This is a genomic window from Streptacidiphilus carbonis (assembly GCF_000787775.1).
GTDB classification, from domain to species: Bacteria; Actinomycetota; Actinomycetes; order Streptomycetales; family Streptomycetaceae; genus Streptacidiphilus; species Streptacidiphilus carbonis.
Genome location: NZ_BBPM01000002.1, coordinates 254441 through 277884, shown reverse-complemented (window position 1 = coordinate 277884; position 23444 = coordinate 254441). Strand labels below are relative to the sequence as shown.

17 protein-coding genes, 1 tRNA gene and 1 pseudogene are annotated in these 23444 nt (G+C 67.3%); 7 read left to right on the top strand and 12 right to left on the bottom strand.

The features are described from left to right. Positions 1–107 precede the first annotated feature (107 nt). Entirely contained in the window at positions 108–2915 is a 2808-nt protein-coding gene (locus tag TR46_RS02655; protein ID WP_084717787.1) for a glycoside hydrolase family 48 protein, read from the top strand. A gap of 472 nt (positions 2916–3387) precedes the next feature. On the opposite strand, the gene TR46_RS02650 is transcribed toward TR46_RS02655, so the two are convergent. The 8 genes from TR46_RS02650 to TR46_RS02615 form a co-directional block, all read right to left on the bottom strand. After that, a complete protein-coding gene (locus TR46_RS02650; RefSeq protein ID WP_042392698.1) occupies positions 3388–4065 on the bottom strand; it encodes a hypothetical protein in 678 nt (225 codons plus the stop codon). A 427-nt stretch (positions 4066–4492) separates the two neighbouring features. After that, positions 4493–5503, bottom strand: coding sequence for a hypothetical protein (locus TR46_RS02645; protein ID WP_042392695.1), 1011 nt, complete (start codon positions 5501–5503; stop codon positions 4493–4495). Positions 5504–5788: 285 nt separating this feature from the next. After that, a complete protein-coding gene (locus TR46_RS02640; protein ID WP_152626265.1) occupies positions 5789–6448 on the bottom strand; it encodes a PIN domain-containing protein in 660 nt (219 codons plus the stop codon). A gap of 32 nt (positions 6449–6480) precedes the next feature. Further along, positions 6481–7686, bottom strand: coding sequence for a helix-turn-helix domain-containing protein (locus TR46_RS02635; protein ID WP_042392690.1), 1206 nt, complete (start codon positions 7684–7686; stop codon positions 6481–6483). Positions 7687–7822: 136 nt separating this feature from the next. After that, positions 7823–11293 carry a DEAD/DEAH box helicase family protein gene (locus TR46_RS02630; protein ID WP_042392688.1) on the bottom strand — a complete coding sequence of 1157 codons (3471 nt, stop codon included), beginning with the start codon at positions 11291–11293 and terminating at the stop codon, positions 7823–7825. A 48-nt stretch (positions 11294–11341) separates the two neighbouring features. Then, the gene (locus tag TR46_RS39045; RefSeq protein ID WP_084717785.1) at positions 11342–12511 is read right to left on the bottom strand and encodes a restriction endonuclease subunit S; all 1170 of its coding nucleotides are present in this window, start codon (positions 12509–12511) and stop codon (positions 11342–11344) included. Next, positions 12508–14058: a type I restriction-modification system subunit M gene (locus TR46_RS02625; protein WP_042392685.1), complete on the bottom strand. Its 1551-nt coding sequence runs from the start codon at positions 14056–14058 to the stop codon at positions 12508–12510. The genes TR46_RS39045 and TR46_RS02625 overlap by 4 nt, the downstream gene beginning before the upstream one ends. Before the next feature lie 742 nt (positions 14059–14800). Beyond that, positions 14801–15244: an ATP-binding protein gene (locus TR46_RS02615; protein WP_042392681.1), complete on the bottom strand. Its 444-nt coding sequence runs from the start codon at positions 15242–15244 to the stop codon at positions 14801–14803. 171 nt (positions 15245–15415) lie between these two features. Between TR46_RS02615 and TR46_RS02610 the strand changes: the two genes are divergently transcribed. Beyond that, a complete protein-coding gene (locus tag TR46_RS02610) occupies positions 15416–16726 on the top strand; it encodes a helix-turn-helix domain-containing protein (RefSeq protein WP_052432499.1) in 1311 nt (436 codons plus the stop codon). A gap of 16 nt (positions 16727–16742) precedes the next feature. On the opposite strand, the gene TR46_RS02605 is transcribed toward TR46_RS02610, so the two are convergent. Continuing rightward, complete coding sequence (locus TR46_RS02605) at positions 16743–17276, bottom strand: NUDIX hydrolase (RefSeq protein ID WP_042392679.1); 534 nt, start codon at positions 17274–17276, stop codon at positions 16743–16745. A gap of 524 nt (positions 17277–17800) precedes the next feature. On the opposite strand from TR46_RS02605, the gene TR46_RS37640 reads away from it, so the two are divergent. Further along, the gene (locus tag TR46_RS37640) at positions 17801–18706 is read left to right on the top strand and encodes a replication-relaxation family protein (protein ID WP_052432498.1); all 906 of its coding nucleotides are present in this window, start codon (positions 17801–17803) and stop codon (positions 18704–18706) included. A gap of 103 nt (positions 18707–18809) precedes the next feature. After that, positions 18810–18977: a hypothetical protein gene (locus TR46_RS42040; protein ID WP_161790079.1), complete on the top strand. Its 168-nt coding sequence runs from the start codon at positions 18810–18812 to the stop codon at positions 18975–18977. A gap of 264 nt (positions 18978–19241) precedes the next feature. Here TR46_RS42040 and TR46_RS43920 read toward each other — a convergent pair whose 3' ends face one another. Further along, positions 19242–19619, bottom strand: coding sequence for a hypothetical protein (locus TR46_RS43920; RefSeq protein WP_236655177.1), 378 nt, complete (start codon positions 19617–19619; stop codon positions 19242–19244). Here TR46_RS43920 and TR46_RS45275 point away from each other — a divergent pair. Further along, positions 19582–20238: pseudogene (locus TR46_RS45275) on the top strand (recombinase family protein); the annotation flags it as partial. The gene TR46_RS43920 and the pseudogene TR46_RS45275 overlap by 38 nt on opposite strands. 240 nt (positions 20239–20478) lie before the next feature. On the opposite strand, the gene TR46_RS40615 reads toward TR46_RS45275, so the two are convergent. Next, a complete protein-coding gene (locus TR46_RS40615; RefSeq protein WP_152626263.1) occupies positions 20479–20775 on the bottom strand; it encodes a hypothetical protein in 297 nt (98 codons plus the stop codon). 200 nt (positions 20776–20975) lie between these two features. Then, a tRNA-Arg gene (locus tag TR46_RS02575) sits at positions 20976–21047 on the bottom strand. Positions 21048–21275: 228 nt separating this feature from the next. On the opposite strand from TR46_RS02575, the gene TR46_RS02570 reads away from it, so the two are divergent. Then, positions 21276–21695, top strand: coding sequence for a response regulator (locus TR46_RS02570; RefSeq protein WP_439654333.1), 420 nt, complete (start codon positions 21276–21278; stop codon positions 21693–21695). Positions 21696–21771: 76 nt separating this feature from the next. Further along, complete coding sequence (gene argS, locus TR46_RS02565; protein WP_042392667.1) at positions 21772–23433, top strand: arginine--tRNA ligase; 1662 nt, start codon at positions 21772–21774, stop codon at positions 23431–23433. The last annotated feature ends 11 nt before the right edge of the window (positions 23434–23444 follow it).

Sequence of the window (23444 nt, the reverse complement as noted above, 5' to 3'; positions counted from 1 at the left end):
CTCGCCGCATGCCCCACCCGTAAGGAGCACAGCGCGTCACTTCAGCTTCCCCCCACCCCGGTGGCCGGGTCCCCCGACCTGCCCGCCGTCGAAGGAGTACGACTGCCATGTCCGAATCCCTGTCCCGAAGGCGCTTCGCCATCGCCGCGGTCGGCACCGCGATGGCGGCGGTGAGCGGAGCACCGGTCATCGCCAAGGCCCTGGCGGTGGAGCGCCCGAACGCCGTCAAGCCCGCGGTGACCCCCTCGACGGACGCCTACACCCAGGCGTTCCTGACCCAGTATGCCAAGATCAAGAACTCGGCCAACGGCTACTTCAGCCCCGAGGGGATCCCGTACCACTCCGTGGAGACGCTGATCGTCGAGGCGCCGGACCACGGACATCAGACCACATCGGAGGCGTTCAGCTTCTGGTTCTGGCTGGAGGCCACCTACGGCCGGGTGACCGGCGACTGGACCGCCTTCAACAACGCCTGGACGACGGCCGAGCACTACATCATCCCGCAGCACGTGGACCAGCCCAGCAACAGCTCGTACAACCCGTCCTCGCCGGCCACCTACGCGCCCGAGTGGCCCGACCCCAGCAGCTACCCCAGCCCGCTGGACACCTCGGTGTCGGTCGGCCAGGACCCGCTGTCCGGCGAGCTGACGTCCACCTACGGCACCTCGGACATCTACGGGATGCACTGGCTGATGGACGTCGACAACACCTACGGCTACGGGAACACGCCGGGCACCGGCGCGGAGAACGGCCCCACCGCCACCGGCCCCTCGTACATCAACAGCTACCAGCGCGGCTCCCAGGAGTCGGTGTGGGAGACCATCCCGCAGCCGTGCACCGACCTGATGAAGTACGGCGGCACCAACGGCTACCTCGACCTGTTCGTGAAGCAGAGCGGCGCCTACTCCACCCAGTGGAAGTACACCAACGCCCCGGACGCCGACGCCCGCAGCGTCCAGGCCGCGTACTGGGCCTACCGCTGGGCCTCGGCCCAGGGCGCGGCGGGATCGGTGGCGGCCTCGGCGGCGAAGGCCGCGAAGATGGGCGACTTCCTGCGGTACTCGCTCTTCGACAAGTACTTCAAGACGATCGGCGGCTGCACCAGCCCCAGCGGCTGCGCGGCGGGCTCGGGACGCAGCTCCGAGCACTACCTGATGGCCTGGTACTACGCCTGGGGCGGTGCGGAGCCCGGCGGCGGCTGGGCCTGGCGGATCGGTGACGGCGCCTCGCACCAGGGCTACCAGAACCCGATCGCGGCCTGGGCGATGTCCAACGTGGCCGCGCTGACCCCGCTGTCGCCGACCGCCAAGGGCGACTGGACCAGCAGCCTGGCACGGCAGTTGGAGTTCTTCCGGTGGCTCCAGTCGGCTGAGGGCGCCATCGCCGGCGGCTGCACCAACAGTTGGAACGGCGCCTACGCCACCCCGCCCGCCGGTACGCCGACCTTCTACGGCATGGCCTACGACTGGGAGCCGGTCTACCACGACCCGCCCAGCAACAACTGGTTCGGCATGCAGGCCTGGGCGATGGAGCGGCTGGCCGAGTACTACTACGTGACCGGCAACGCCACCGCCAAGACCGTGCTGGACAAGTGGATGGCCTGGGCCAAGGGGCAGACCACGGTCACCGCCACCAACTTCCAGATCCCCTCCACGCTCAACTGGACCGGGCAGCCGGACACCTGGAGCGCGAGCAGTCCGGGCGCCAACGCCTCGCTGCACGTCACCGTCGCCGACTTCGGCAACGACGTCGGCGTCTGCGCGGCCTACGTGAAGGCGCTGACCTACTACGGCGTCAAGTCCGGCAACACCGCCTACACCGCGCTCGCCAAGAGCCTGCTGGACGTGATGGCGACCTTCTCCGACACCAAGGGCATCGCGGTCGCGGAGACCCGTACCGACTACAGCCGCTTCAACGACACGGTGTACGTGCCCAGCGGCTGGTCGGGCAAGATGCCCAACGGCGATCCGATCGCACCCGGGGCGACCTTCCTGTCGATCCGCTCCTGGTACAAGAAGGACCCCGACTTCGCCAAGGTCCAGACGTACCTCAGCGGCGGGGCGGCCCCGTCCTTCACGTACCACCGCTTCTGGGCCCAGGCGGACATCGCGATGGCCTACGCGGTCTACGGCGAGCTGGTCGCCGGCGGCGGCACGACCACCGGGGACACCACCCCGCCCTCGGCGCCGACCAACCTGAAGGTCACCGGCGTGACCAGCAGCACCGTCTCGCTGTCCTGGACGGCGTCGACCGACAACGTCGGTGTGACCGGCTACGACGTCTACCGGAACAGCGCGCTGGCCGGCACCACCACCACGGCCACCACCTTCACCGACACCGGGCTGAGCGCGTCCACGGCGTACAACTACTCGGTCGTGGCGACGGACGCCGCGGGCAACCTCTCGACCGCGTCCAGCACCGTGACCGGCACCACCTCGGCCGGCACGGTGACCACCGGCGCGGTCAAGGCGCAGTACAAGAACCTGGACTCCTCGCCGGGCGACAACCAGATCAAGCCGGGCCTGCAGGTGATCAACACCGGCACCACCCCGCTGGCCCTGTCGACGGTGACCATGCGCTACTGGTTCACCAGCGACGGCGGCGCCAACACCTTCAGCACCAACGTCGACTACGCGGTCATCGGCTCCGGCAACGTCACCCACTCGGTGGTCGCCATGCCCACCGCCAAGACCGGCGCCGACCACTACCTCCTGGTCGGCTTCACCACCGGCGCCGGCAGCCTCGCCGCGGGCGCCTCCACCGGCGAGATCCAGAACCGCTTCAACAAGACCGACTGGTCCAACTTCTCCGAGACCGACGACTACAGCTACGGCACCAACACCTCCTACGCCGACGCCCCCAAGGTCACCGTCTACATCAACGGCACCCTCGCCTACGGCACCGAACCCAGCTGACCCACAACGGACCCCGGTCCCCGCACCGACAACGAACAGGCCCAGTCCGGCGATGCGTTCTCGCTGGGCTGGGCCTCGGTTCTCTCGGCTGATAGAGGTGCAGAAGGTGTCGAGGGGGCGAAGACGTCGTAGCCGTGCTGGGGGCCGACCGCATCGTTCACGATGGTGCCCGTGCCGACTGCGGCGAACCTGAGGCCTCTGGCGCGCATGGCGCACGATCACCGAGCGGCTGATCCAAAAAGACTGAGGCCCAGTTCGGCGGGATGCCCCCGCTGACCTGGGCCTTAGCTGCGTTCTGCGATCGAGTGCCCCCGGCGCGGCGCTCTGTGGATCCATCCACGTTGGGGCCGGTGTGGCGTCGCGGGAACTGCTGGTGATCACGGTCGGCCAGTTCGTGAGTCAGGTCTGATGACGATGGTATCTCGACTCCCACCTTGGCAGTGCCGACGGGGATCAGGGCGCCGGTGGAGGGTCAGGAGGTTCGTCCGCTGGTCTCCGAGGCTTCGGCAGAGGTCGGGGGCGGCAACGTGGGCAGAGGGGTAGAGCCGTAGGTCGGTACGGGTCGGCGAGGCATGCGTATGGCCGCGATGGACCTTCGGAGTCGATTGGAGTATCGACGGCGCAGATACCCCTCAGCCGCAGCCATGTACTCCTCGCGCGGTGCCGAGAGGGGGCGGAGATCTACGATGGAGGAGGGGATGACCATGGCGCGGTCGCTGTCGGCACCCGTCGACAGCCAGGCGTCCTTCATAGCGGCCCCCGCCACTTCCCGAGTTCGGCGGACGAGGGTTTGGTATGCCTCTCCCACCTCGGGAGACTCGAACCGCACCCATGCCTCGTAGCGGGTGAGCTTGATCTGTATGGCACGTACCTGCTCGGAGAGCCGGACTCGCTCCTCTGCAGCGACGTCGATGCGCCGTCGGCGAATCGCATAGGGCATCTCCGCGTACTCAATACACGCCTCGAAGGCGGCTGCGAACGTCTCCTGTTTCCGGTCGCGCTCCTGCCTGCGGCCGTTGGCCCACCACTGGCCGATGGCGACGCAACCCGTGATGCTCGCCGCGAGGACGGCTGTGAACGGTGCGAGCGTCTTGAGAAGGTCACCTGATGACATCGTCGTTCTCATCCAGTCCAGGAGAGGAATAGCCATGGGGGGCTTCCAGGCCAGGCCACACTCCGGTCCTGTTGAAGTCGGCCTCCCAGTGTAGGTGGCGGATGACGATGCCCAGTAGTTTCTTACCGCCGCTGCGGTGTGTCCACTTACGGCGCTCGGAGTCCTTCGGGTACCAGAGACAGAGCGAGCCGTCCGAATTGCGGTGCGCGGCACAATCCGGACCGGTAGCCCACACCTGTACTGCATCTGGGGCACTGGCGGTAAACACGATCCGAAGTCGTCGTTGGGGGAGGATGCGCAGGTGCGGTAGCACTTCGTAGGTGACGCCGTCCTCGAAGCGGATCGGCCTATCGGTCTCGCGTACGGTCAGACCTGACGACTGCAGTTCGTCGAGGAACCGCAGTCGTCCGATGGGACTGGCGAACCACGGCCGGGCGATAGGCCGCTTCCTGCGCACCGCTGCCTACCTCTGCTTCCAGGATCGGGTCGACGGGATTCTTTGGCTGGGCCCGGCGAGTCCGAGCTGGGCCGTTGTGAAGGTGCGTGCATGCGGGGCGGCAGCGAAGGACTCGGCGGCCTGCTCTATCGTCTTGGGAAAGAGGTGTTCGAGGACCTGCTGGACGCCATCAACGTCATCGGGGGCATCGATTGCGGCCTGGAGCTTCTGAGCTGCGATTCGCAGGCGCCGCTCGGCCACCTCATCCGAAACCAACGGATTGATGTCGGGCGACACGCCCTGCGGATCCGCGGTGGGCTCGCCGTCCGCGATCCGCTGTGCCGCCTGAGAGAGCACAGAGTGGACATTCTTGACCAGCCCCGTGCCGTCGGCGACGAACTCGTAGCCCCATACAGACAGATTGTGCGAGGAGAATCCGGGCGTGGTCGCCTGGGCGTTCCACGCCTTGACGAGCCGAATCACCTTGCGCCGCATGCGACGGAGGGCGTCGGGGGCAGCGTTGAGCAGGTCCGCGTGCCCGATGGGGTCGGAAGGCTCCCATTCGTCCGTCTTGAGGTTGGGGATCCACAGGCCGCGGGCACTACGCCGTTCGAGGGCGACGATGAGGTCGACTGTGACGTCAGTGTCGTTGACCGGACTGCCGAAATGGATCTTGAGGCCCCGCTTGGACTTGTAGACCCGGGCATTCGGGTGCACCTTGCGAATCTCTGGGCCCACGAAGGAAACGAGAGCGTCAGTGATCTCCTGAGGAGTCTCGCCGTCTCCGTCTGGCCCCAGAGAAGGATGCTTCACCCGATCCAAGATGATGCCGCCATCGCCGTCGCTGACTGCATTCGCATGCGGTTGGATATGGGTGTGCGTCTGGATGGATCCGGAGGAGAATGACTTCCGCCCTTCCGGGTGTAGCTCAGCCGACTCTCGAGCGAGCCGCAGCCGGTCGCGAGAAGCCGCAAGAACGTCGGGGTCGAGGTTGATCATCGACAGTACTTCGCCGAACTGGTCGTACAGATAGGTCACTTCGTCTCTTCTCTGGCGCGTGCGGGGGCACAGTTTCGTAGTGCGCCCCATGAAGCGAGTCTTGCATGCAGCACTGACAACCAAGCCGCGCCAGCCGCACGGGCATGGCCCGATCGCTCGCCACGAGTCACTTGTGATGGGGGGCGTCAGCCCAGTGGGTCCCGCGTCTACTGGAGGCCCTGGGCGAGTGCGCTGGTCGTTGCCCAGAGGCCGGGGCGCGGTGGGTAACGCGGTAGTGCTGGGCTCTGCGGCTAAGCAGGGGCTGACCTGAATGGCAGCGCCGACTCACTGCTGCGTCTTCGACTGTTCCTTCCACTCCTTGTGCACTATCGCCAGGTCAGTCCGGTTGTACGGGACCAACCCCTCGCCATACTTGCGGAGCTTCCCGTAGACGTCCTTCAGGTCGCCTTCGGTATCGAACTTGCCGAAGGCCACGGCCATCGTCAGGACATCCTCGATGGAGAGGAGTTGGAGGCCGCGGGCGGCAGCGATGGCTCGGCCGCCTTGGTCGTCGATGGCCAGCCAGACGTCGTTCCCCAGGTCGCGCTGGTGCACCCCGTGGGCGACCACTACGGCTTCGCCCAGGTCTCGGGGGTCGCGGTAGGCGTCCTCAAACTGACGCTCACGGACCTCTTCGAAGACCTCGACCGCGCGGGCCGGGGCAGAAACGGCCTCGAGCTGCGGAAGGACCTGGATGTACCGGCTCTTCGCGAGCCGGTTCCACCGCAGGCCGACCCCCGGGAACTTCTTGTCCTTGCCGGAGATCTCGTCGCAGACCTCCTGGGGGACCAGGAGCCTGAGGTCGGCCTGGCGGAGTACGTCGATCAGCAGGCGATGGAGGTTCGCGCCTACGAAGTGGACGCAGATGACCGCGTCGAGAATGCACAGCGGCTCACGTTGAGGTGAAGCGTCCTCGTCGACTGCTTCACTGCGCTCCTCAGGCAAGCCCTCACCCTTCAACGGTTCCCCCAGCGACGCTAACCGGCGTCGCGCTGCTTCCGCCCACGAGCGATCAAGCGCGACAGGTCGGCCCGCCCGGTGACTGGTGAAGACGGGACGATCCCGGCTTCTTCCAGTGCGGATCGGGCCTCCTCGGCCTTGCGCCCCTCAAGCATAGCCAGGGCTTTGACGCCGATGAGGTTTTGACGATACGCCTCTACCGCACGCTCCAAGATGCGCCGTGGTGGTCGGATCACCTCAGCTGACTCTTGCTCCTGTTCATAGGCGGGTCCCCAGCCGTAGCGCTGTGCGAGGTCGGTGCCCGTCGGTCCAAGTAGCTTGGATTTCTGGGCATCTGTGATCAGCCCCAGCTCGGACAGTTGGATCAGGGCGACTTGGAAGCTGACTCGGAAGTAGCGGGCGAGTAGTGCTGCTGTCCGCTCGTCCACCTCGCTGTCGGCTCTGGCGCCCTCGTCGGCCAGCCAAGCCTCGACGCCCTCTTGAGGAGCGAGTAGATGGCGGGCAAAGCTGTCGCTTCGGCGCTCGCCCAGTGAGCGCCGGTCCTCCAACTGGTGGACCTTCGCGCCGTCACCCCAAAGGAGGTGGCCCAGCTCATGGGCGAAGCTGAAGCGTTGCCGTTCGGGAACGTTGCAGGTGCGTACGACGATGAGGGTGGTGTTGAGTTCTGGGTCGGTGGCGGTGAAGCCGTCCCTGCTGCTTGGCAGCTTCAGCACGGCGGTGTCCACTCCGGTGAATCGCTCGATCAGCTCGTCGATGTCGGAGATTGGGGCGCTGCCCAAGCCGAGATCGGCTCGTACCTGAGCAGCAAGCTCTTTGGCCTGCTTCTCCATCGGCAGTGACTCGTCGGGAATGGTGACGCCGACGGGTCGGCGTCGTTGCCGCTTGGAGGTCAACCCGGCGGCGTCGAGTCGGGCGTCCAGTTCGAGGACTTCCAGGACATGCCGGATGGCGGCGTCGCGGTCGGCAGGGACGAGATCATTGGTCCTGGCGGCGATCTGGACACGGTCCCGCAGCGGGTTCCCACTGGTGAGAAGCCGTACCGGGATGTCGAGGGCGGATGCGATGCGGTCGATTTCGACCAGGGTGACTCTGGCACGTGTGCCGAGTTCGATGCGGTTCAGGGTGGGCTGGGAGAGCATGGAGCGCTCGGCGAGCTGTCGCTGGTTGTAGCCGGCACGCTCGCGCTCTTGGCGGATCCGCTCCCCCACAAGCACGAGATCCACGTAGCACCTCCTTTTGAATCTAGTTTACAGCGCTGATTCAAGGTAGCCAGAGATATGTCTACCAGGTTGGTCTTAAGTCAGCCGGGCGGTCCGGACAGGCCACCCGAAAGGGTGATGGGAGCGTGTAGAGGACAGTTCAAGACGCTTGCTCGGCGGCTACGGCTGTCGCGCGGATGCCGTGGATGACGGTGACGATCGCGTCGACGTCGGCTCCGGGGAAGATGCCTTCGGGGCCGCCTGGGGCGAGTGAGTTGAAAGGGGACTCGTAGAGGGCTTCGATTTCTATGGTGCCGTTGCGGGCGAGGTAGTCGATCACGTGGTTGACGAAGCGGAGCTGAGGGGAGGTGAGGGTCTTGCCCTCCTGGAACTTGCTGAACGCGTGGGCGGCGTCCGCGCGGTCCAGGCCGGTGAGAGAACGCAGGAACAGGCCCATGCCGCCGGATCCTGTTCGGGCGTGGTCGATGTCGGCCTCGGTGCCGATGCCGGCCTCCAGGAAGATCTGCTCCAGCTGAGTCAGGTCGGTGGCGGTGATCTGACGGTTGCGGCGGATCTTCTGGACCGCCAGGTCGTTCTCGTGGGTGCGCAGGAAGATCCGCATCTTCTGCTCGAAGCGGGTGCGGTCGGCGCCGATCTCCATGCCGCGCAGGGAGGCGGCGGCGATCTCGCCGAGTTCGTCCTCGAAGTCGGTGAAGACGATCTCGCGCTTGGTCTTCACGATCAGCTTGACCAGGCTGCGGATGCGGCGGCGCATGGTTTCCAGCATGGGCAGGGTGACGTCCTGCCACCATTCGTCGCCGGCGAGCTCGTCGAGCAGTAGCTGCTGGGCTGCGATGGCGGGGATGGTCGTCTGGTCCAGGAGGAGTGAGGCGATTTGCTGGACCTGGCCCTGGAGCCGGGCGTAGCCGGGGTCGGCGTTGATCAGGGCGAGCTGGAGGCGGAGGGAGAGCAGGTCGAAGCGCTTGGCTTCCTCGCTGCTGTCCTGGTCGCGGAAGCTGGTCGGGAGTCCGGCGAGGTGGTCGACGACCTCGGCATGGGCTTCGGGGGTGAGAGTGAGCCAGCTGTCGAAGGCTGCGTAGGTGTCGTACTGGCGGCGGTGCTGGCGGACCAGGAAGTTTTCGGGGTTCATCCCGACGACCTCGTCGTGGAGGCGGTGGGCCAGGTCGCGGCGCAGTCCGGTGTCGCTCTTGGTGCCGTCGGACGGGTCGCTGTCGTCGGCGTCGGCGTCGGCGTCGGCGGGCTGCGGCGAGGTCGGGTGCTGGTCGTCCAGGGCCAGGATGAGGTCCGCGCGGCGCTCGAAGAGGCGCTGGCCGAGGGAAGGGCCGACCTTGCCCTCGGGCGGCATGAGGTCCTGGTTGAAGAACTCGATGTTCTGGCACAGGTCGAAGACCAGGAAGCCGGTCTTGTCGCGGTTGGGGCCGAAGAGGTCGGGAGAGAGACGGGTGCCGCGGCCGATCATCTGCCAGAACTTGGTCTTGGAGCGGACGAGCTTGAAGAAGACCAGGTTGACGACCTCGGGGACGTCGATGCCGGTGTCGAGCATGTCGACGGAGATGGCGATGTGCGGGGCCTTGGCGGGGTCGGAGAACTGCTCGATGAGGGACTGGGCGTAGTCCTTCCCGCTGACGATCACCTGCGCGAATTCGCCCTTGAACTCCGGGTAGTTGGCGTCGAAGCGCTTGGCGATGAACTCGGCGTGGTCGATGTTCTTGGCGAAGATGATGGTCTTGCCCAGGCGGTCTCCGCCGGCGACCTTGAGGCCCTCGGTCATCAGCGTCATCAGGGCCTTGTCGACGGTGTCTGCGTTGAAGAGGTACTTGTTGAGCTCTTCGGTGCTGACCTCGTCGGGGACGTCGCCGTCCTCGCTCCACTCCAGCTCGTCCCAGCGCTCCTTGTCCTCCTCGGAGAGGTCGGCGTACTTTATGCCGCCGCGCTGGAACTTCAGGGGGACGTTGACGGCCTGCGGGGCGACCAGGTAGCCCTCGGAGACGGCGGTCTCCAGGCTGTAGACGTCGGTGGGGATGCCGTCTTCCAGGTTGAAGCGGCGGTAGGTGTTTCGGTCGATCTCGTCCTTGGGGGTGGCGGTGAGGCCGACCAGGAGGGCGTCGAAGTAGTCGAAGATCGCGCCGTACTTCTGGTAGATCGAGCGGTGCGCCTCGTCGACGACGATCAGGTCGAAGTAGCCGGGACCGAAACGGCGCAGGCCGTTGGCGTCGATCTCGTTGATGCGGTTCATCAGGGTCTGGTAGGTGGAGACGAAGACCCGGGCTTCGAGGTCCTTGTCGGCGTTCAGCAGGTTGACGACCGGTGAGTTCGGCAGGTGCTTCTTGAAGGCGTTGGTGGCCTGGGCGACCAGGGCAGTGCGGTCGGCCAGGAACAGGACGCGCTTGGCCCAGTTGGCCCGGAACATCAGGTCGGTAAGGGCGATGACCGTACGGGTCTTGCCGGAGCCGGTCGCCATGACCAGCAGGGCCTGGCGGGCGGCATCCTGCTCGAAGGTTTCGGCGATGCGGCGTATGGCGTGGGTCTGGTAGTGCCGTCCGGCGATCTCGTCGTTCACCGGCAGCTTGGCCAGTCTGCGGCGACTGGAGCGGCGCTGGATCAGCAGGCGGAGTTCGTCCTTGGTGTAGAAGCCCTGGACGAAGCGGGGCGGGTAGGTGCTGTCGTCCCAGAGGTAGGTCTCGTAGCCGTTGGTGTAGAAGATGACGGGGCGCTGGCCGAACTGCGCGGTCAGGCAGTCGGCGTAGAGCTTCGCCTGGTGCTGGCCGGCGGTGGCGTCGCGGGTCGCGCGCTTGGCTTCGACCAGGGCGAGGGGCTTGCCGTCGTCGCCCCACAGGACGTAGTCCACCTTGCCGGTTCCGGAGGGGGAGGCTGTGGTCGGCATGCCGGTGACCGGGTACTCGCGGTCCTGGGGCTGTTCGAGGGTCCAGCCTGCCTCTTTGAGGAGCAGATCGATGATGAGGTCGCGGGTTTCGGCCTCGTTGTAGTCGTGGGTGTCGGGCTTGGACGCGTTCGCGGCCTTGGCGGTCTTGATCTGGGCGCGCAGGGCCTTCAGCTCGGCGTCGAGGTTCGCGTTCTTGTTGCGCTCGGCGATCAGGGCGGCGTCCTGCTCGGCGTACTTCGCGGCCTGCGCCTTGAGCTCGGCCTGCTTGGCGATGCGGGTCGTGGGGGAGAGCGGGCGGGGGACGGCAGCCGGGTCGAAGGCCAGCCCGGGGGTGGGGGTGTCGGCCTCGTGGAGGGAGTAGGTGCGGGCGAGCCAGTACATGACATGGAACAGCTCGCTGATCACGCGGACGGCGTCGTTGGCCGTTACGCCGGTTTTGCGGTGGACGGCGACGTTGCCCTGACGCCGGATCACATCCATTTTGGTGCGGATCGCCGGACCGGCGGCCTTGAGGAGGGTCGGCTCGGCGATCATCGCGGCCAGGTCCTCCTTGTAGGGGAGCTGGAGCGTGCTGTCGGCCTGGTAGAGCCAGGTCAGCGCGATCTCCAGGGACCGGCGGGCGTAGAAGCACGACGCGCGGGGGTCCGCGTGGGCGAGACGCTCGGCGTGGGTCGCCTCAGCGTGCAGGTCGGGCCACTCGGCCTTGAGGAACGCGAAGTTGCTCATGGGTGGTGCCCTTTCCTGGTGCGGACGGGGTGGGTGGCACGGGGCGGGTCAGGCGCTGGGGACTGGGGCGTTCCAGAGCTCGCCGCGGAAGGCGCGGTGCTGGAGGGAGGCGAAGAGGGAGTCGAGCTCGCCGAGAGATGCGGTTTGTGATCCCTTGAGAGCTGAGATTTCCTGCAGGCGCGCCGCAAACCTATCGATCAAAACGCTTCCCGGGTGCGGAATTTTGAGACCTCTGAGGATGGCGAGATTGATATTCTTCTGAGCGGACTCGGGGGCCATTCGTTCGAGGTTCTTCTGCAGGAATGACAGCCATGTCTGCACGTATTCAGCGGTAGAGGAATCGGCAGAAAATCCGACGATGCTATCGGGGAAGCAGGCGTCAAATTTGAGAATGCCAGTTTTGGCAATATTTGCAGCAATGGTGATGCATAGAGTTCCGGTCGGCCAGAGTCGACTTTGAGCCAGTCCGAAATCTGAATAGGTGCTGGTGAAATCCGTGATATATCCATGTGATGACGCAACGTCGCCGGTTTGAATTAGTGGATGATCTCCCCCTAGTAGTTTTGGGTCATTGCGTGGACGATGCTTTGATACGCCACGGTCCAAGCTGCCGAGATCCCCCAAGGGGTGCATTGGCCAGCCCTTGAGATTTTTAGCAGGATCGCCGAACATGTCCAGGAAGATTGACTGGGCGAGGTCGTCGAGGAGGGCGATGGCCTCGCGGCGCTTGGCGCGCAGCGCATCCACGCTATCCAGCACCTGGGCGATGCGACGCTGCTCTGCGATGGAAGGAAGAGGGATTTCGATGCTTGCCAGCTCTTTTGGTGCCAGGCGTGGGAGATTTGCGCCAGTAGAGCGGGATGCGGCAAGGGCCACCGTACTTGGGAGGGAGAGAAAGTGGCACAGGTAGTCTTTGTCGAGATCGGGCCCCGGTGAAATTGGAAGAATGTCAGTGCTGCAAACTCCGCTGAATGTAGGGCGTGAGATTTTTGCCAAGTAAGGACGCAATTTCCCAAAGAGAACTTGCTTATCCGTGAATCTGAATTTAGCGCTGGCAATCTCGGCAGCGCCGGCGGATTCGACGTTGATGATTTTTCCGCCGCGCTGGATATTTTCGAGAGCAATATACGGCGTAGTGTCATCGATTTCGGAAGGTTGAATGGCAATGCGCTCGATCGTCGCCGCCATGCCCAGTTTAGTTAGGGGAAACTTGCTCATCCCAGCATCCCCTTCAATTCGCTCATCCCCTGCTGAATTTCTGCTTCAATCCGAGCCAGCTCGTCCAGAATGTCCCCCGGCGCCCGGTGCTCGACTTCCTCGTGCACGATCTCCTTGTACCGGTTCAGGCTGAGGTCGTACCCCTGTGCCGCAATGTCGGCCTTCGGTACGCAGAAACTCTGTTCCGTCCGCTCCCGCTTCTGCTCGCTGCCGTTCCGCCGCTTCCAGCGGTCCAGCACATCCGGCAGGTTGTTCTTCGCGTGCTCACCAGCGTCCCCGCTCGGGGCCTCACTCGGCACCGGGCCGAGCTTGTCCTCGGCCAGCAGTGGCTGCCGCTTGTCGTCCAGGCTCCAGCCGTCCGCCGTGACCTCGTAGAACCACACGTTGTCCGTGCCGCCGCTGTTGGTCTTGGTGAAGAACAGGATCGCGGTCGAGACCCCGGCGTACGGCTTGAACACCCCGCCCGGCAGCTTCACCACCGCGTCCAGCTTGTGCCCTTCGACGAGGAGCTTCCGCAGTTCCGTGTGGGCCTTGCTGGCGCCGAACAGCACCCCGTCCGGGACGATGACCGCCGCCCGCCCGCCAGGCTTGAGCAGCCGCAGGAACAGTGCCAGGAAGAGCAGTTCGGTCTTCTTGGTCTTGACGACCGCCTGCAGGTTCTTCGCAGTGGCTTCGTAGTCCAGGCTGCCGGCGAACGGCGGGTTGGCCAGGATCATCGAGTACCGCTCCTCCTCGCCCGCTGTGCCTTCGGCCAGGGAGTCGCGGTAGCGGATGTCGGGGTTCTCGACGCCGTGCATCAGCATGTTCATGCTGCCGATGCGGAGCATCGTGCTGTCGAAGTCGAAGCCGTGGAACATGCTCTCGTTGAAGTGCTGCCGCTGCTCCGGCCCGAGCATCGCCTCAGCGTGCGTGCGTTCCACGTACTCCGCTGCCGCGACGAGGTACCCGGCGGTGCCGCACGCCGGGTCGCAGATCTCGTCCATGGGCCGGGGCGCCATCATCTCCACGATCAGCTGGATGATGTGGCGCGGAGTGCGGAACTGCCCGTTCTGGCCGGCCGTGGCGATCTTGCTGAGCATGTACTCGTACAGGTCGCCCTTGACGTCGCGTTCGTCCAGGGGGATGCCGTCGAGCATGTCGACGGCCTTGGCCAGCAGGCTCGGGGTGGAAATGGTGAAGCGGGCGTCCTTCATGTGGTGCGAGTAGGTGGAATCCTCGCCGCCGAGGGTCCGCAGCCAGGGGAAGACGCCTTCGCGAACCACGTCGAGCATCGCCCCGGGGTCGCCGAGGCCGGTGAACCGTGACCAGCGGAGATGGTGAGTGTCCTTGGTTCCCTCCGCCTCCGAGGCGAAGGTGTAGATCGGACTCTCGACCGGCCTGCCGAGTCGGTTGGCCTTGTTCTCCTTGGTGGTCTGGATCCCGTCCAGGCGGCGGATGAACATCAGGTAAGTGATCTGCTCGATGACCTCCAGCGGGTTGGAGATCCCTCCTGACCAGAAGGAGTCCCACAGTCGGTCGATCTTGCTCTTCAGCTCACCTGTAATCACAGGACTGAGGCTATCTGACCCCACTGACACACGTAGGGTCCATGGTCCTCTTCGTCCACCTTGGGAGTGGCTGGGCGCTGGTGCGGTTCTCGCCTCAGGGCCGGTCTCGGAGGAGTGCGAGCCCGGCGAAGACGACCTTCCCGACCCTGCTGCCCGGCGTGCTGGACCTGGGCGTGTTCGGGATCTTCTGGTACCGCAGGACGCGGCGCAATCCGGTGCGCAAGGCCCTGGTGGCGGTCATGGTCTGCACGGTCGGCGTGATGGTGGTGCAGTTCGCCGCGCCCTCTACGGGGAGGCCATCGAGAACACCAAGCACCTGGTCTACGGCATCTTCGCCGCCGGTCTCGCCCTGGTCTCACACCCGCCGCCATCTTCTGCAGTCCCCAGGGCCAGGAGGCCGTCGGGGGCGACCCTATGGATTCCGCGAAGCCCCGGACGAGTCGCCGCCCCGCTGGTGCGCAACTGACCGAGCCGGCACAGCGAAGACGTCGTTGGCGGGACGGTACCGTGCGGGATCGCGAGCCTTGGTGTCGAATGCCTCGTAAGCGCAGGTAGGCGTTCCGGATGAGTCGACCAGAATGTCGCGGTTGGTGCGCAAGGTTGCGCATTCGGCGTTGGTGGTGAGTCCGCTGGTGATGGTGACCGCGTCGTCGGTGCGGTCGGCGGCGATGCCCCGTGATCAGCCAGGGTTTCGGCCGGGAGGAGTCTGCGGCTGTGGGTGACGCTGGTGTCGGTGTCGACTCTACTTCTCTCGTCCTGTTGTCAGGTGTACGTATGCGCGGACGGTTTTGCCGACTGGGTGGCGTTCTTGGTGGCTCAGTCGTCCGTTGGTGAGGTCGGCGACCAGGTGGAGGCCCCGGCCGTGCTCGTGGTCGTCGGTGAGCGGGGTGGCCCAGTTGGGTGGGGTTCGGTTGGCGTCGGAGACTTCGATGAGCAGGTCGCCGGGGGTGAGGGCGAGCCCGACTTCGAAGAGGTGACCGTGGATGTGGCCGTGGCGGACTGCATTGGTGGCCAGTTCGCTGGAGATGAGGATCGCGGTGGTGGTGTCGTCCTCGGGGATGTTCCAGGTGTCCAGGGTGCGTCGGACCTGCTTGCGGACCAGGCTGACGGACTGGATGTGGGAGGTGAACTGCATCTGCCAGGTCAGGTGGGTGACCTGGTCAGGTGCGGCGGCCGTGCTGGGCATGTGGAGGTCCCTTCCGTAGCTGCGGGGTGTGGCTGGCGGTGGTCCGCGTGTCGATCGTGCTGTGCGGCGGGGTGACGGATTCAGGCCATGGTGGTTACCCAACGTGGGTAATGTCGTTCGTGGGCGGTGTTCGGAGCCGTGGTCGGCGTGGTGCCAGGGAGGTGGCGACCGGTGGCGGGGACGGGCGAGTGGGGCGGGTTACCGGCGGAGCTTGTGGCGGAGGCGGGGTTTCGGTCGGCTTGCCGGGATCGGGACTTCGGGCGGATCTTTCGGATGGTTCAGGCGCGGGCCGGGGTGTACCCCTCGCGGATCGCGCGGCTGTGCGAACTGACACCGAGTCGGGTGGGGGAGGTGATGGCGGGACGGCGGAGACTGGCCCATATCGAGGTCATCGAGAGGGTGGCGGACGGACTGCGCATCCCTGGAGCGCTGCTGGGGCTGGCGCACCGGCCGTGGGAGATTCCCGTGACGGCCGAGGTGCGAGTGCGGGAGGCGGAAGCGCCCGCGGCGGCGGAGGTGGGAGAGGGGGGCGAGGGTGCCGATGCGGGGTTGGCGGACGTGTTGGCGTTGGCGGACGGGCAGATCACCCGCTCGACGCTGGTGGCCTTGGAGTCCTCGGTCCAGGACTACTGGCAGCGCGATGACCGGCACGGCGGGGCGTCGCTGCGCCCGGCGGTGGTCGGACACTTGCGCTACGTCACAGACCTGATGGGCGGCTCGTGCTCCGAGGCGTTGCTGCGTGACCTGCGGGTGCTGGCGGCGGAGTTGGCACGCCTCGCGGCATGGGCGTACTTCGACGCCCGGCAGTTCAGTACCGCACGGATCTACTTTCGGCAGGCCCTGGCCACGGCGCGGGCACTGGAGGACCGCTCGTTCACCGCGAACGTGCTGTCGTGCATGAGCTTGCAGGCGACGTACGAGGGCGCGGCGACGCAGGCGGTTGCGCTGGCCTGCGCCGCACAGGACACGGTTCGCCGGGGCGTGGAGTCGCCGCTGGTCATGGCGATGCTGCAGATACGGGAGGCGTTCGCGCATGCCGCGCTGAGGGACGCAGCTGCCTGCCACGACGCGATCGGACGGGCGAACTCCGCCTTCAGCCGTGCCCGGCAGGCGGAGGAGGCTCCGGCGTGGGTGCGGTACTTCGACGAGACGAAACTGCTGGTGGACACCGGTATCGCTCTGGCGCGCCTCGGTGAGGCGCCGCGGGCGGAGCCGTTGATCGCTGAGGGGCTGCGGCGTGAGCGCGCGGAGCAGCAGCGCGGCCGGGCGTTCCATGCCTTCTGGCTGGCCAGCGCCCAGTTCCAGCAGGGGAAGCTGGACCAGGCGTGCGACAGCGCGACGCTTGCGCTGGACCTGGCCAGCGCGATCGACTCCCCGCGCGTGGCCGGCCATGTGCGGGACTTCCACCGCCGACTCGCGCCGTATGCCGGTGCGGCCCCGGTGGTGGCGTTCGAGGCGCGGATGCGGGCGGCGTTCGGCTGACGGCGGCGGCCGGGGGCTATGTGGTGGCCTGGTCCAGGAGGAGGTAGAGGAGGCCGACGAGGGTGCCGCTGCTGACGATCTCGCGGCGGTCGATCATGGCCCGGATCTCGTTGAGGGGGATCCACTCGATGCGGTCGGACTCGTTCACCTCGGTCGGTGGGGCGATGTAGGTCGCCCCGTCGGCGCGGAAGACGTAGTGCTCGGAGTCGGTGATGCCGTTCGCAGGTTGAGCGTAGATCAGCGGTTTCATCGCATGCACCCGCCACCCGGTCTCCTCCTCGACCTCGCGAGCGGCGGCGTGCTCGGGGGTCTCGTCGGCCTCGATCAGGCCCATGGGCAGTTCCCAGCCCCAGGTGTCGGTGATGAAGCGGTGCCGCCACATCATCAGCACGCGCTTGCGGTCGTCGACCACCGCAGCGACAGCCAGGTGCCGCATCCGCACGACGTGGTGCTCCCAGCGGCGGCCGTCGGGCTGCTGGACGTCGACCAGCCAGAGGTTGACCCACGGGTTGCTGTAGATCTGCCGCTCGCCATGGATCTGCCACCGCATGAGCCCCAACTCCCTGTCGCCGTCCCCTCCCAGGATGGCAGTCCGGCGGCGGAACGGTGAGCGGTTGGATCATCCTTCTGCGTCAGCCCGTCCAGGCGGGCTGACGATATGACCTATGCGGGAGGTGGTTTGGGAGGGGCCCGTGCGGGGTCTTCCTGCTGGTGAGGGGCGAATCGTCGCTCGTGGCGGCTGAGAGCGAGGCGTGTGGGTGGGTGGTGCTCTCCTGATTGCTTCACGGTGTCGTTCGGGTCGGACGCTCTGGCGGCAAGTGTGGTGGACGATGGCGCGGACGCTTTCACCGTCCGCCCCTGCCAGCACTGTAATGCCTGGTCAGGGCCGTGTTGGGGTGGACGGTGGTGTCGGCGACCTATCGTGTGAGGGGGTCTGTTCCCACTCGATAGGTGTGCGCGGGCGGCGGGCGGCGGTGTCCCGTGCCTGGTGACCATACGGCTCCTGTCCGTCTTCCGTTCCAGGCCATGCGTTCGGTCTCCCGGCATCTGACTGCCCGTGACCGTCGGCTGCTCGTGCTGCTGGCGGAGTTGCGGGTGCTGACGACGTGGCAGATCGCGGCGCTGGAGTTCACGAGTCCGATTAGTGCGCGGCACCGGATGAAGGTGCTCGTCGGTTTGAAGGTGCTGGACTGCTTCCAGCCGCGCCGCGAGCTCGGCTCGGCCCCGATGCACTACGTGCTCGCGCCGCTGGGCGCGGCGGTCGTTGCGGCCGAGGATCCGGATCGTACGCCGGAGGAGGTGGCGAAGATCCTGCGGCGTGCCAGGAGCGATCAGGCGCTGGCGCTAGTGTCGGAGCCGAAGCTGGCGCATTCCTTGGGCGTCAACGACTTCTACTGCGCGCTGCACGCCAGGGCGTCCCGGCTCAACGTGGTGGGGGAGGGGTTGGTGGCGTGGCAGGGGGAGCGGACGCTTCGGGATCTGGGGGACCTCTACCGCAGCTTCCGCCCCGACAGTTGGGGCTGGTGGCGCGAGGGCGGCGGGCAGACGGCGTTCTTCCTGGAGTACGACCGCGGCACCGAGCAGTTGAAGCGGCTGAGCGAGAAGCTGTCCGAATACCGCTTCTTCCAGAGCCTGCGGGACGACCACTGGCGCCAGCAACACGGAGACCAGGACGAAACGGTCCCGTGGCCGGAGCCCTGGGTGCTGTTCTGCTTCCTCAGCGAGCAGCGTGAGCGCAACGCCCGCACGCACCTGCGCCCCGCGGCGCTGGCGGCGGGCCTGTCGGTGGCCACCGGGGTGCTGGCCCCGGGAGCGGATCCGGGGGAGGCGGTGTGGCTGCCGGTCGCAGCCGCGGGCATCAGCGGCGGGACCCCTGCGCGGTTCACCCTCGCGGGCCTGCCGCCGGCCCGGTCCGCATACACCGTCGACCGGCGCAGCCGCGTCCCCGTCGAACCGGAGGGCTTCGATGACGATCGATGAGGACTTCCCCGAACCGCTTGAAGATGTCGGCGGACCACGGGTGGATGGACGGGGATCCCGTTCCGTTCCTGGTCGACCGGCACGCCGCCGCATGCGGTCGGCGGTGGTGCCGGCTGTCCGGCCGCTGCGGGTGACCGTCGAGTACATCGCCGTGGACGGCCCGGAGGGCGAGGCCCTGCAGGAGCGGCAGGACGCGGCGATCCGCGCGGCACTGGAGTGGCTGCACGCCAACCCGGAGCGGGAGCAGGACCCGCCTGCCGGGGGCGCGTGAGCTGCCGGGCCGCACCGAGCGAGAGGCAGGAGCGGGCATGACTGACACTGCATCGAGTGGACGGACCTGGGGCAGTCCGGTGCCGGGACGGCCCTGGGCGGAACAGCGGCTCCCGGACGCGGACCGGATCCCGGTCGCGGTCCCGGTGGCGTGGCTGGGCCGCACGTCGACCGAGGACAGCCAGGACCCGACGCTGTCCCTGCCCCGCCAACTGGCCAATGCCCGCAAGGCCCTGCCGCAGGGGTGGGTGATCGTCGCGCACTTCTACGACGTCGAGTCCGGCCGCAAGGACCTGGCCCAGCGCGGGCACTCCCAGGCCCACACCCGCTTCGACATCCCCGTCCCGCGCGACGGCGGCATCGCCGACCTGCTCGCCGAGGCCCAGCGCCCGGACCGCCGCTTCGCCGCGGTGATCTGCGAGTCCATCGAGCGGGTCGCCCGGCGCACGTACTTCGGAACGAAGGTCGAGTACGAGCTGGAGCAGGCCGGGGTGGCCCTGTGCGCGGCGGACGAGCCGATCTCCACCGGCGCGAAGGCGAAGAAGGCCACCCCGACGCTGACCCGCCGCGTGAAGCAGGCCGTCGCCGAGTGGTACGTGCTGCAGATGCTGGAACTGTCCTGGGACGGCTTCGTGGAGCACACCCAGCAGGGCTGGAACACCGGCAAGCCGCCCTACGGCTACCGGGCGGAGAAGGTCGCCCACCCGGTCCCCGCGCGCCGCGCGGAGGGCGGGACGAAGCACCGGCTGATCCCCGACCCGGAGCGCGGACCGGTCGTCACCCGGATCTACCAGCTCCGCGCGCTGGAGAAACTCGGCTACGACTCGATCGCGGCCCGGCTGAACGCGGACCTGGCCGCGAACCCGATCCCGCAGCCCACCCGCGCCGGCGCGGCAGTGGGGTGCTGGACCGGCGGCGCGGTACGCGAGATCCTGCGCAACCCTAAGTACACCGGCTACCAGGTCTGGAACCGGCGCTCGACCAAGCACGGCGGCAAGAACGTCGACCCGAGCGAGTGGGTCTGGTCGCCCCGGCCCACCCACGAACCGCTGGTCACCAAGGAACTGTTCGACGCCGTCGCCCAGATCCTGGGCACCCGCACCGGCTCGCGCGGCAGCGCCGAACCGAACCCGCACAAGCTGACCAAGCACGTCTACCCGCTGCGCGGCTACGTGTTCTGCGACCTGTGCGGGCGGCGGATGTGGGGCGTGACCCACCACGGTGTCCCGTACTACGCCTGCTCGAAGGACCCCAAGCGGCACTCCGACCGGCCCTGGTACGACGCCCACCCACGGATGATGATGGTCCGTGAGGAGCGGCTGATGCCGCATATCGCCGACTTGTTCGCAGACCGGGTCTTCGGACCCGACCGCCGCTTCCACCTGGCCGGCCGGCTCCAGGCCGCGCCCGGCGGTGCGGAACAGGAAGCACGAGAGGCCGAGCGCGCCCGGCTCGTGAAAGCCGCCGAGGACCTGGAACGCCGCCAACAGCGCCTGATCCAGTCACTCGCCGGTGGAACCGGCGGCGACAGCGATGACGATGAGGACGCCGAGCGGCAGTTCCGCGACGCCATCCGCGCCGAACACGCCGCCCTGGGCAGGAAGCTGAAGACCCACCGGTCCCGCCTGGCCGAGCTGGCCGCCACCCCCGCCACGACCCTCGCCGCCGACGAGGCCCTGCTGGACGCACTCCCGCACCTGGCTCTCGACGTGACCCGGCTCCCCGACGCCGAGCAGCGCCGCCTGTTCGACGCCTTCAACCTGGAACTGCGCTACAGCCGCGCCCGCGAAGACCTGCACCTCCAGGTCACCCTCCGCGCTGCCGCCATCGAGGCCCAGCGCACCGTAGCACTGGAGGTCGCACAGACCATCGGCGCACCACCCCTGAACCACTCCGAAACCGCATGCAAAACGGGCGTGGACAGTAAACTATCCACGCCCGCAGGCACTGCTGACGGCACACGTGCCCATCGCGGCGAACCGCGGATGGATGCACGGAGTGCCCCCGGTAGGATTCGAACCTACGCACCCGCCTCCGGAGGGCGGTGCTCTATCCCCTGAGCTACGGGGGCGCACTGTCTTGCGACGTGCAGAACATTACCAGCCCGGCCGTGGTGCTCGTGCACGGGTTTTCCGGTCGTGGCGTCAGGAGGGGGCGGAGGCGGTGCCCGGGCGGGTCCGGGGGCGCGTCCGGGACGGCTTCGGGGCGGGTCCGGGGCCGGGGTCGGAGCGGGCGACGCCGCGGCCCGGGGCGGCGGGATGCGGGAAAGCGGGGACGGGGAGTCACCCGTCCGCCTACCCTGAGTGATGTGTCCGCTTCGTCGGGACGGGTCCTCGTGGTGGATGACAGCGAGGTGATCCGCCATCTGATCAGGGTCAACCTTGAACTCGAGGGGTTCGAGGTGGTGACCGCGGCCGACGGTGCCGAGTGTCTGGACATCGTCCACGCGGTCCAGCCCGATGTCATCACCCTCGATGTCGTCATGCCCCGGCTGGACGGGCTGCGGACGGCGGCCCGGCTGCGGGCCGATCCGGCGACCAGCGGGCTGCCGATCGCCATCGTCAGCGCGTGCACCCAGCTGGATCTGGAGCGCGGGGAGTCGGTCGGGGTGGACGCGTACCTGGGCAAGCCCTTCGAGCCGATGGAACTGATCGCGCTGGTACGGCGGCTGGCGGAGGCGCGGTCGGCAGCATCGGGGTCGGAATTTCGCTCAGAGTGAACAAATCCGGCTCACTCCGTCTCGCACCGCAAAAGCGATGAAGGTCGACGGGCCCTTCTCGCCTACGCTTGCCCCTGTGACACCCGCAGAGCTTTCCCAGGCAGTCCAGTCCGCGGTTCGTGCCGCCGTAGAGGCGGGCGAGCTGACCGTCGCCGTGCCCGAAACGGTGACCGTCGAGCGGCCCAAGAACAGGGACCACGGCGACTACGCCACCAACGTGGCCCTCCAGCTGGCGAAGGCGGCCGGACAGCCGCCGCGCCAGGTGGCCGAGCTGGTCGCCGCACGCCTGCGAACGCTGCCCGGGGTCGCAGGAGTCGACATCGCCGGGCCGGGCTTCATGAACATCACCCTGGACGCCGCCACCCAGGGCGAGCTGGCCCGGGCCATCGTCGCGGCCGGGGCCGACTACGGCCGCAACGACTCCTTCGCGGGCCGCCGGATCAACCTGGAGTTCGTGTCCGCGAACCCGACCGGCCCGATCCACATCGGCGGCGTGCGCTGGGCCGCCCTCGGCGACTCCCTCGGCCGGGTGCTGCGCGCGTCCGGCGCGGAGGTCACCACCGAGTACTACATCAACGACGCCGGCGTGCAGATCTCCAAGTTCGGCGGCTCGCTGCTGGCCGCGGCCAACGGCCGGCCGGTCCCCGACGACGGCTATGTCGGCGAGTACATCAACGACATCGCCGCCGACATCGTCGACGCCAACCCGGGCATCCTCGACCTCCCCGAGGCCGAGCAGCTCGCCCGGTTCCGCGCCGAGGGCCTGCGGCTGATGATCGCCGAGATCCAGCGGTCGATGGAGGAGTTCGGCGTCCACTTCGACGTCTGGTTCTCCGAGAAGTCGCTGCACGACTCCGGCGCGGTGGAGAAGGCGGTGGAGCGGCTGCGCGAGCAGGGCCACGTCTTCGACCAGGACGGTGCGACCTGGCTGCGCACCACCGACTTCGGCGACGACAAGGACCGCGTCCTGATCAAGGCGGACGGCGAGACCACCTACTTCGCCTCCGACTCGGCGTACTACCTCAGCAAGCGGGACCGCGGCTTCGACGTCAACGTCTACATGCTGGGCGCCGACCACCACGGCTACGTCAACCGGCTCAAGGCCATCGCCGCCTGCGCCGGTGACGACCCGACCGTCAACATCGAGGTCCTCATCGGACAGTTCGTGAAGATGCTGAAGGACGGCCAGGAAGTCCGCATGTCCAAGCGTGCGGGCAACATCATCACCATCGACGACGTCGTCGAGTGGATCGGCGTGGACGCCGCGCGCTACACCCTGTCGCGCTCGCCCTCCGACTCCACCATCACCCTCGACATCGACGTGCTCACCAGCACCTCGAACGAGAACCACGTGTACTACGTGCAGTACGCGCACTCCCGGATGTGCTCGATCGAGCGCAACGCCGCCGGGCTCGGCTTCGACAAGGGACCGGCCGAGGGCTTCAAACCGGAACTGCTCGCCCACGAGGCCGAGAAGGAACTCCTGGGCCAACTGGCCGAGTTCCCTCGGATCGTGGCCAAGGCGAGCGAGCTCCGCCAGCCCCACCACGTCGCCCGCTACTTGGAGGAGTTGGCCGGTTCCTACCACCGGTTCAACGACAAGTGCCGGGTCCTGCCCTTCGGTGACGACGAGGTCACCGACCTGAACCGCGCCCGCCTCTGGCTGGTCGAGGCCACCCGAACGGTGATCGCCAACGGCCTGACCCTGCTGGGCGTCTCAGCCCCCGAACGCATGTGAGTCAGGGGAGG